Source organism: Parafrankia sp. EUN1f (assembly GCF_000177675.1).
Lineage (GTDB): Bacteria > Actinomycetota > Actinomycetes > Frankiales > Frankiaceae > Parafrankia.
In genome coordinates, this window is sequence record NZ_ADGX01000107.1 from 19,735 (window position 1) to 29,187 (window position 9,453).

Annotated in this window: 10 protein-coding genes and 1 pseudogene; 9 read left to right on the forward strand and 2 right to left on the reverse strand. The window is 69.7% G+C overall.

Annotated elements, in window-relative coordinates:
- Positions 1 to 22: 22 nt before the first annotated feature.
- On the reverse strand, positions 23 to 271 hold the full coding sequence (locus FREUN1FDRAFT_RS26450) for a serine/threonine protein kinase (protein WP_232295414.1): 249 nt from the start codon (positions 269 to 271) through the stop codon (positions 23 to 25).
- A 61-nt stretch (positions 272 to 332) separates the two neighbouring features.
- On the opposite strand from FREUN1FDRAFT_RS26450, the gene FREUN1FDRAFT_RS44275 reads away from it, so the two are divergent.
- Positions 333 to 647 carry a hypothetical protein gene (locus FREUN1FDRAFT_RS44275; RefSeq protein ID WP_157475370.1) on the forward strand — a complete coding sequence of 105 codons (315 nt, stop codon included), beginning with the start codon at positions 333 to 335 and terminating at the stop codon, positions 645 to 647.
- 366 nt (positions 648 to 1,013) lie between these two features.
- Here the strand turns inward: FREUN1FDRAFT_RS44275 and FREUN1FDRAFT_RS26455 are convergent, their stop codons facing one another.
- Positions 1,014 to 1,277 carry a hypothetical protein gene (locus FREUN1FDRAFT_RS26455; RefSeq protein WP_006543333.1) on the reverse strand — a complete coding sequence of 88 codons (264 nt, stop codon included), beginning with the start codon at positions 1,275 to 1,277 and terminating at the stop codon, positions 1,014 to 1,016.
- A gap of 55 nt (positions 1,278 to 1,332) precedes the next feature.
- Between FREUN1FDRAFT_RS26455 and FREUN1FDRAFT_RS26460 the strand changes: the two genes are divergently transcribed.
- The 8 genes and pseudogenes from FREUN1FDRAFT_RS26460 to FREUN1FDRAFT_RS26490 form a co-directional block, all read left to right on the forward strand.
- On the forward strand, positions 1,333 to 2,190 hold the full coding sequence (locus FREUN1FDRAFT_RS26460; RefSeq protein WP_006543334.1) for a class I SAM-dependent methyltransferase: 858 nt from the start codon (positions 1,333 to 1,335) through the stop codon (positions 2,188 to 2,190).
- 132 nt (positions 2,191 to 2,322) lie between these two features.
- The gene (locus FREUN1FDRAFT_RS42015) at positions 2,323 to 3,387 is read left to right on the forward strand and encodes a hypothetical protein (RefSeq protein ID WP_006543335.1); all 1,065 of its coding nucleotides are present in this window, start codon (positions 2,323 to 2,325) and stop codon (positions 3,385 to 3,387) included.
- A gap of 240 nt (positions 3,388 to 3,627) precedes the next feature.
- Positions 3,628 to 4,269 carry a DsbA family oxidoreductase gene (locus FREUN1FDRAFT_RS26465; RefSeq protein WP_035953607.1) on the forward strand — a complete coding sequence of 214 codons (642 nt, stop codon included), beginning with the start codon at positions 3,628 to 3,630 and terminating at the stop codon, positions 4,267 to 4,269.
- A gap of 238 nt (positions 4,270 to 4,507) precedes the next feature.
- Entirely contained in the window at positions 4,508 to 5,320 is an 813-nt protein-coding gene (locus FREUN1FDRAFT_RS26470) for an S-adenosyl-l-methionine hydroxide adenosyltransferase family protein (protein ID WP_006543337.1), read from the forward strand.
- A 288-nt stretch (positions 5,321 to 5,608) separates the two neighbouring features.
- Positions 5,609 to 6,301 carry an effector-associated domain EAD1-containing protein gene (locus FREUN1FDRAFT_RS26475; RefSeq protein ID WP_006543338.1) on the forward strand — a complete coding sequence of 231 codons (693 nt, stop codon included), beginning with the start codon at positions 5,609 to 5,611 and terminating at the stop codon, positions 6,299 to 6,301.
- Positions 6,302 to 6,451: 150 nt separating this feature from the next.
- On the forward strand, positions 6,452 to 8,131 hold the full coding sequence (locus tag FREUN1FDRAFT_RS26480; protein WP_369809827.1) for a hypothetical protein: 1,680 nt from the start codon (positions 6,452 to 6,454) through the stop codon (positions 8,129 to 8,131).
- Complete coding sequence (locus FREUN1FDRAFT_RS26485) at positions 8,128 to 9,219, forward strand: hypothetical protein (protein ID WP_006543340.1); 1,092 nt, start codon at positions 8,128 to 8,130, stop codon at positions 9,217 to 9,219. The genes FREUN1FDRAFT_RS26480 and FREUN1FDRAFT_RS26485 overlap by 4 nt, the downstream gene beginning before the upstream one ends.
- Positions 9,216 to 9,453, forward strand: a pseudogene (locus tag FREUN1FDRAFT_RS26490) (hypothetical protein); the annotation flags it as partial. The gene FREUN1FDRAFT_RS26485 and the pseudogene FREUN1FDRAFT_RS26490, both read left to right, overlap by 4 nt.

Consider the following 9,453-nt stretch of genomic DNA (forward strand, 5'->3'; position numbering starts at 1 on the left):
AGGAAGTAGCCGCCGGGAGCAGTCAGCCGCAGTGCTCCCAGCCGCTGGTCCAGGTCGAGCCGGCGTGGCTGCCACCCCACTTCACGCACTTCCCCGGCGCGGTCACGTACACGGGCCCCGCGTAGTACTGAAAACTGCCCGTGTCGGACTGCCGCGTCGAACTGCCTTCCACCTGCACCCAGGCACCCATCGCCTGCGCCACCCCCACGCCGGACCCCGACTTCAGCGTCACCACACAGTTCCGGCTGCCGTCGTACAGCAGATAGATCATCGCCGAGCCCAGGGAATGCCTGTCGATCTGCGAGTACCCCGACCCGCACACCTGCGTCGCGGTGTACGGATTCGGCTTCGCCGCGGGCGCGGCGGCGGACGTAGGCGCAGGAGCGGGTGCGGCCACAGTCGCCGGTGCCTGCGTACCCGCGGGCACGGCGGGAACCGTCTGCGCGGGTGCGCCGGCGCCGGCGGACGCGAGCGACGCCGAGCTACCCGGCGCGGACCCCGTACCGGGACTCGCGCCGGGTACCTGCGCCGATGGCTCGCCGCTGGCCTGCGGGGTCGCCGCGGCAGCCGACGCCGCGGAGCCGCTCGCCGCGCCGGGCTGTGCCGTCGCGGATGCCGCCGCGCTCCGCGCCGAACGGCCCCCTTGAGCGCCTCCGGGCCGTCCCCGGCCGCGTCGAGGAGATTTCCCCCCACCGACCGCGAACCGTTCGCCCCTGGGTCATCCGATCCCGGCAAGGCCCAGAGGACCACCGGAACCGCGACGATCAGAGCGAGCGCGCAGGCCACCGACGCAAGCAGTGCGGTACGGCGCCGGCGGGTACCTGATCCCGCTGATCCCCCTGAGCCCGGGCCCGCATCGCCCCTACCTGCCGGACCGGGCTCCGGTGTCGGTTCCTGCATCGCCGGCGCTCCTGAGCGAGAAGGGACATAACGCCCCGAAAGCCTTTCAGGATCGGATCCGGTCCGGTCGATGCGGGGGGTCACCGGTTCGGTGGTCCGCGCCCTCGTTCGCGTCAGGCCTGCGGCGTGTGATCGGCGAGGGGTCGGCTGTCGAGGCCGCGGGCGTCGAGGCCCCAGCCCGCGATCAGCTCGCTGCTGACCATGACCTGGCCGGTGACATCCTGCGGGCAGTCGCACAGTGCGACGACGGCCTCGACGATCTGCGTCAGCGGTTCGAAGGCCTCGGAGGCGAGGCTGGGGCCGAGCTTCGCCTTCGTCGCGTGGCTGCGGCAGCTGCTGTTCGACGCCGCCGCGACGCCGTGATCCGGGGGTATCAACGGCGCGGTTCTCGACCGGCAGAGGAACACCCACGGTCGTGCGTGCTGGGAGCCGATGACGGAATGCGGACTCGTAAGATCAGCCAGCGTGTCCGAGTGGGACGAGACTCTTTACGCGGGTAGCGCCGAGTTCTACGCGGCCGGGCGGTTGCCCTATCCGCCTGCGCTTGCCGAGACCCTGCGCGCCGCGCTTGCGCCCGCGCCCGCCGGGCGACTGCTGGATGTCGGTTGCGGGCCGGGCTCGCTGACCCTGCTTTTGGCCGGCCTCTTCGAGGCCGCCGTGGGCCTCGACCCCGATCCGGGCATGATCTCCCGTGCCCGTGAGGCGGCGCGGCGTGCGGGAACCGGCAACGTGACCTGGGTGCGGATGCGCGCCGAGGACCTGCCGGGCGGGCTTGGCCTCTTTCACGTCGTCACCTTCGCCCAGTCGTTCCACTGGCTCGACCGTCCACGGGTCGCGGCGGCGGTCCGCCGCATGTTGGTACCGGACGGCGTTTGTGTGTTCGTCCACGCCACCACGCACGAGGGCGTTCCCGGTGACGATGTGCTGCCGTACCCCCGGCCGCCCCGGGAAGCGATCGCCTCGATCGTCCGCGACTACCTCGGCCCGCTTCGGCGGGCTGGGCGACGTGTGCTGCCCCGGGGCACCCCGTCAGGAGAGGGCGACATCTTCCGGGCGGCAGGGTTCCAGGGCCCCACGCGGCTGGACGTGGCCGGTGGGCTCGTCGTCGAACGCAGTGCCGACGAGGTGATCGCCTCGGTGTTCTCGCTGTCCAGCGCGGCCCCGCACCTGTTCGGCGACCGGCGGGAGGCGTTCGAGCGCGACCTGCGCCAACTTCTGCGTGCGACGTCGGCGACCGGCCGATTCTGCGAGCGCACCCGTGACATCCGACTCGAACTCGGGCGACCGTGACCACGGGTCTGCCCACGCCCCACCTTGCACGCAGAGATCATCTCGCAGCACGACCGTTCGCACCGGTCACGGCCGGCCAGTTCGAGGGGTTGAAGCAACCTGCCGAACGGCATATCGCTACCATGATCCGTCGTGGTTTCTGAAGCAGCGCTGCGCGGTTACCTGCTCGAGGAGGTTCTGGCGTGGCTCCTTAGGAACAGCGGCTACGAGCTGCTCTCCGCCGCGGATGACGTCGATGCTCTCAAAATGACGCCGCGTGGCCTGGCGGTTCGCGGCCGTGGGGCCTGGCATCAGGCCGACGTCCTCGGCGAGTTTCGCTACGTACCGCCGTTCTCGCTCCCCGTACGGCTTTTTCTGGAGGCCAAGTTCACCAGGAACAAGTGCGGACTCGGCGTCGTCAGGAACGGTCATGGGGTCGTCCATGATGTCAATGAGAACCTGGTTAGTGTGCGGCGACCCTCGGGTGGCGAAGTAAGCGGGGAAAGGCCTCGCAGGCCTCGCGCAAGCTACCGTTACAGTTACGCTCTGTTCTCGACGAGCGGCTTCACTGCTGATGCCCAGATGTATGCATTGGCGCATCAGCTATCGCTGATAGATCTATCAATAGTTGAGTTCCGCGAGATGACGGATGCGGTTGCCGAGGCTACCCGGGTGATACATCCAATCGTGCAGGCCTCTCCCGGTTTTCAGGCTCTGATATCTGTCAAAACAATTCGTGAGGCGTTCCGCCTCAAGCTCAACGACGAGTTTGTGCCTGCTGATGGCGTCCATGTGAACGTGGCGCTAAGTTTGGATGCTCTGGCAGGTTCGCTGCGGCGGCGATCCACGTTCGGCCTGGTCCTGGCGTTTCCTGCGGCGCCCTTCGTGCTCGGTCTGGTCGCAGACAATCTGAGATCCGTGGTCAACTACTGTCTCGAGAGGCCGACGCATCAAGTGAATATCAGGCCGGTCTACCGGTCGGCTGGCGACCGCACGTGGACTGTGAGCCCGGTAGCTCGCCCCGATGCCTATCGGATGACTTTCGGGCTGCCAAGACATCTGGAGCAATGGATAGCCGATCAGGATGAGGGGACCCGGTCGCGGGTGCGGTGGGCGAAGGAGAACCTGTTGTCTGCCATGACAATTTACTGGCTAGACGACGGTCATGCTCACGTTTTTCGTCTACAGTACGTGCCATCGGCCTTGCGTCGCGGATGAATGGAGCTCGTGGCGTGGACGAATCTCCCGTTCGGGGTGAAAGGTAATTCCTCGGGCCCGGTGGTGGTGCTGATCGTGGGCTGGCGCCCGCAGAAAGATCGCCGTGTCACTGCCGGCCGTGGCGAACAGAGTGGTGCTGTCGGGGCCGGGTACGGCCTGAGGGCCGTGACCCAGTCGGTGTCGTCGGGGCAGGCCGGGCCTGGCCGGATCAGGCCCTACTGCGCCGTAAGGTATGGAACCGTGAAGGTGGAAGTCTGGTCCGACATCGTCTGCCCGTGGTGCTACATCGGCAAGCGGCGCCTGGAGAAGGCGCTCAGCCAGTACAAGCACGCCGGTGACGTGGAGGTCATCTGGCGCAGCTTTCAGCTGGACCCGACCCAGCCGCGCGGGGAGAACATCCCGACCTCCGAGATGCTCGCCCGCAAGTACGGGGTCACCGCGCCAGAGGTCAGGGCCATGAACGACCGGGTCAGCACGTTGGCGGCCGAGGAGGGCCTGACCTACCACCTCGACCGGGCCGTCACCGCCAGCACCTTCGACGCGCACCGCCTGCTCCACTTCGCCGCCACCCACGGCCTCGCCGCGGCGATGCAGGAACGGTTGATGGGTGCCACCCTGACGGACGGCGCGGCCGTCGACGACCCGGGGACGCTCGTCCGGCTGGCGACCGAAGCCGGCCTGCCGGCCGACGGAACCCACGAAGTCCTCGGCGGCGACGCATACGCCGACGGTGTCCACGACGACATCCGGCAGGCCCGTGCGCTGGGTATCAGCGGTGTGCCGTTCTACGCCGTCGACCGCACCTATGGGATCTCCGGTGCCCAGCCGGTCCAGACCATTCTCGAAACCCTGCGCGCAGCGTCATTTCCGGTCGGTTCCTGACCTGGTCATCCCCGGTCGGTTCCTGACCTGCTGCGCCGTAGCGGTGACACGTGCAGAGGCGCCACGAGCGGGCCTGACACCCAGGTCGGCCAAGTGGTGGCGGACCCGCTGGGCAACGACCCGGGCCAGTGCGCGACCCGCGAGCTGGGCTGGGCTGCGCGATGATGCCAGCGAGCGGGCGACAGCGGTCGTCATCGTGAGCAGCCCCTGGAAAACCCCAGTCCTGGAAGTGGTGGCGGTGTCCGAATATCAGATCATCTCGTTCCTGACCGACTACGGCCTCAGCGATGGTTTTGTGGCGACGTGCCACGGGGTGCTGCTCGACATCACGCCCAGCGTCCGAGTGATCGACATCAGTCATGTCGTGCCACCGCAGGACATCCGGACCGGTGCGCGTCTTCTCGCCAGGGTCACGCCGTACCTGCCGAAGGCGATTCATGTCGCCGTTGTCGATCCAGGTGTCGGTGGCAAGCGCCGGCCGGTCGCCGTGGACACCGCCCGTGGCCTCTTCATCGGCCCGGACAACGGCCTTCTCTCCTGGGCTGTGGAGGCCGCGGGAGGTGCGCTGGCGGCGTACGAGCTCACGAACGGGAAGCTGTTCCGGGAGCCGGTCTCGCGTACCTTCCACGGGCGCGACATCTTCATGCCCGTCGCCGGTCATCTCGCCCGCGGGACGGCTCTGGCCGAAGTCGGGCCGGAAATCCCGACGGAGTCGCTGGTAGCCCTGCGCGCGCCAGTGGAGAGGCTCGAAGGCGGTGACCTCGTCTCGGAGGTGATCCTGGCCGACCATTTCGGTAACCTCCATCTGGCCAGTGCCGTCGACCGGCTCGACTCCTTTTCGCTTCCGGTCGGCCATCCGGTGGTCTGTGTCACGCCGGCCGGCGAACACAGGGCGACCTACGTCGAGGTCTTCGAGGAGGTCCCGCTGGGGGAGTTGGCCTTCTACGGCGACGCGGTGGGGCAGTTGACCATCGCGGTGAACTCGGGGAACGCGGCGGAACGACTTGGTGTCACCACCGGCGAGATACTCCGGATCCGCATCGCACCCTGATCCGGGGCGCCGAAGGCCCGGCGACCGCGTCGCCGCCAGCGGGTGCGGGTGCGGGTGCCGGCGCGGGCGTGGCATCGTGCGTGCGTCGAGCGCAGTGCGGTTGCGGAGAAGCAGGAGCGGCGGGCGGTGCCGGCGCGCCGATATGTGGGGCGGCTGCCGTTGGCAGCGGCACGTACGGATGCTTGTTGCGTCATCGCGGGGATCGATGGACACTCGGGAAGGCCGGCCGGCTTCGGAAATCGGTGCACTTTGGCGAGGGTGTCGCGGATATCCTGGCGGGGGGGCGATGTGGGTACCGCGTATGGCAGCGACACGGTTGACCTGATTTCCGCTCGCCTGACCGCTGCGCTCGCGGCGGAGCCCGGCCTGGAAAGCCGGGCGGCTCGGCAGTTGCTGCTACGTCGGGTCTGTCGTCGCCTGGATCGCCCACTTTATGTTGTCGAGTACGACATCGGATACCAGTGGTTTGTTGCTTTAGTGCAAATGCTCGCCGCCGAGTCGGGAGGATTCAGCGCGCTGTCCGCGGCCGTGGAGGACCTCCAGCCCCGCTCCCGGCTGGCCGCGACCGTTGCTGATCTCGCCGGGACCGCGGCTTCGGTGGGACCTGGCGCGGGGAGCTGCATTTCCTGCGGCGCGGCTGACGCTGTCTCCACGGCCGCGGAGGACCCGGGCGGGCCCGGTTCGTCCGGCGGGCACCCGTCCGCCGCGGTGGACGGCGGTGCCCCCGAGTCGCTACGGGACGGCGAGAGTCGGGAGTTCGCGCGAGTGTTCGGTCGGGGGGCCGTGGCGATGCGGGTGCTCCGGGATGCCGGGCTGCCCAGCGAGCGGATCCCCTCGATCGAGGGGGACGCCGAGACCTTCTGGGTGGAGATCTCCCGGCTGCTCGGTCATGGGCTGCTCATCGACGGCCGGCGTCGCGTCCTCGCCGCCGCCGCTGCACGGTTTCCCGCCAACGCCGTTTTCGCGGCGGGTCTGCTCTGACTGCCGCCCGCGGCCATGACGGTGACAATCCGACCTGCCCCGCGACCTGCGGCCCCCGTGATAGTGCGTTCTCTCTCGAAGAACTCCTGTGGTGATTCCGGACGGGTTAGAGTAGGAGGCGGTCTGGCTGCTTCCTCCGATCTCGACCGCATGCGTCGTGTCTGCCCGGTGGAACGACGAGCCCGATCACTGCCAGAGGTATTACGATCTTTCGGGGGGATCGTGACTGGCCGCGACGAACCCGATGATCTCGTGATCGATATAGTGGACTGCCTGGAGGTCGGGGCCGACCTGTTTCGCAGCCCGGCGGCGCGACAGCAGTTGGTCGAGCGGTTCGAGCGGCGGGCTGGCCGGCGGCTGTATGTCCCGGATCTCGACATCGCCCGTAGCTGGTGTATCGCATTCGTTCAACAATGCCTGGATCTGGATTATGGCCTCGCCACTCTGGTCGATGTCGTCACGGAGTTGCGTCCCGCCTCCATGCTCGTGGATCGGCTTTTGCGGCGTTGCGACGAACACGAGACCGCGGAAGTGGCCCGGGCGGCGGGTGCCCTTTGGGACCAGCTGCGGGCCGAGCTTGTCGCTGTGCCTGTCGGGCAGGTCGCCCGGGCCTTCCGGTCCGCGTCACATTGGATGCAGCCGCCGGCGCACTGCGCCAACGCCTGGCAGCTGTTGGTGTGGACCGCGGGTCGCCTGCCGCCACCCGGCGAGCTGCCGCTCTACGCGCGGTTCCTGGCCCGGTGCGCGCACGTGCTCACCTCCACGACGTACGTCCGGGTCGAGGCATGGCTCCGGCCGATGGCGTATCGACTGCGCCGCAGCCACGAGCTGCGGCAGGAGCAGCTTGACGCCGGCATCGCGCCGCACCGAGGGTCCGCCGTGATCTCATTGCAGTTCCAGCCGGTGGGTGTCTCCTCCGACAGCGAGCATGCCTTCCTGTGGTGGCTGTGCTGGGCCGACGAGCCGGTTCCGCACGTCGGCGGCCGGCAGGAGGCCCGGCCGGGCGCCTTCGAGCGGATCGCGGCTGTCGCCGTCGACGAGGCGGAGGGGATCGCGGCCGAGGAGACGTTTCTGGATGACCCGCCCGCACTGACCCTGGAGATCATTCTCCCGCTCGCACATATCGGTGTGGCGGCGGTCTGCTGGCGACGATCCGGCGACGATCCGGCTCGGTTCCTCATCGAGGATCTCGCCCTCGTGGTGCGTCCCTTCGACGGCGGCGGCTGGCACGGTCCGACAGTTCTGCGGCAGCGGCGGCGGTGGGCCGCCCTCACCAGGCCCGAGGCGGCCGGGATTCTCGCGGTGCACGCCGCCGACCTCCAGAGCCTGCAGCTCGCCCGCGACAGCCGGATCGCCGCGGTGGTGCTCAGCGGCCCGCCGGTACCGGGTTCGTGGGCCGCGGAGCAGCTCCGGCACGCGCTGCGGGAGGGCCTGACGGCCATCGCCTGGCAGCATGCCGACCCGGCCAGGCCGGACGATGACCGAGAGCTGATCGACCTCCTCGTCGGCGGGCCTGAACCCGCGGGCCTGTCCGAGCACAGAGACCCGTTCCGGCTCCCGCAGCGGTTCCGGGAGGAGAACCTGCTGCGGCTGGAGCACAAGGCCGATGATCCGCCGACCGCGGGCGCAGATCCGGCTGGACCGGACGAGGACATCGCCCGGCGCGACAGAGCTGTTCGGAGAGTCGCGACGCTGCTGTGGAATGATCTACGACGGGATGTCGGTTGGGCTGCCGGGAAGGACGGGCCGCCACCAGGCTCGCCGGGGAGCCCGAACTGGACCGGGCGTGGGCAGCCAACGGGCGGGGAGCCCTCGGAGGAGTCCAGATGATCGCCGGAGCTGACGGGGTCGCCAGGCCGGAGGGTACTGAGCCGAGGCAGTCTCCGCGATGGTGGACCTTCCAGGGGACCGGCGAGCCGGCCAGGGGGTTCCTCCGCTGGCCGGTCGCGCCACCCGGGCGGCGCTTCCCCGGGCACGCGGTGGACGGCGGCCTGCCCCCACTCGACGCCGACGAGCGGGGCCGTCATCAGGCGGGGCTGACCGCCGCCCTGCTCGGCCCCGAGGAGATCTCGGCTGTCAATGTCGGGCTGGCGCTGCGACGGCCTCTCCTGGTCACAGGGTCCTCGGAGACGGGCCGGGCCGGGCTCGCCCATCTGATCGCCCGCGAGCTCCGGCTTGGTCGGGTGCTGCGGTGGGCCGTGAACGGCAGGACGATCCTGCGCGACGGGATCATTGAGGAGGGGGCCGCCGAGATCGGACCGCCCGATTCCGCTGCCGCGCCCGGCGACCGTGGCGTGGACCCGGCCCTGATGCACGGGGCGGTGCGTCGCCCCCTACGCCTCGCTCCGCTGGCCACGGCGCTTCTTCCGAGGTCCAAGCCCCGGGTCCTGCTGGTCGACGGACTGGACCGCGCCGACCACGAGCTGCCTGACGACCTGGCCGAGATCATCGAGCGCGGCGAGGTCGTGGTGCCGGAGCTGCGGGGGTGGCTGTCGGAAGCCGACCCGGTCACCGTCGCCACAGACGACCCGGGCGTCGGTGTCACCCTCGATTCCGCGGTGATCCAGTGCGCCGAGTTCCCGGTGATCGTGCTGGTGAGCGACGGTGATCGGGAGTTCTCGCCGCGGCTGCGTCGCCGGTGCGTCAGTGTTCGGCTGCCCGAGCCGTCCCTCGATGAGCTGCTGGTGCTGGTGCGGGCCCGGTTCGGCGACGGCCCGGCCGTGGCGGAGGTGGCGAAGCGTTTCGGCGCGCTCCGGGACGCGGGCGCCGGCCTGACGGTGGACGAGCTTCTCGACGCGGCGCACCTGGCGGCGGCCGGCGCGCTCGATGACGCGGCGGAGGCGGATCGGGTGCTCGACGCCATCTGGAACGCCCTGTCTGAGGGCACCTCGCGATGGTTCGCGGGTAGGCCGTCGTGACCACGGAGAACAGGCCGGGAGACGGACCGGAGAGCGGCCCGGGACACAGGTCGGGTCACGGCGCCGGCGCCGGCGGCGCCGTCGGCGCCGCCGCCGCCGGGGAAAACAATGAGAAGTCCCTGTCGTATCTGGGTGGGCTGGGGCGGATCGATCTGCCGCCGATGGTCGGGGATGAGGAGGCCTTCACCTGGGCGCTTCGCCCGCTCGGGCGGCGCGCCCTGGCGCCGGCGGGGC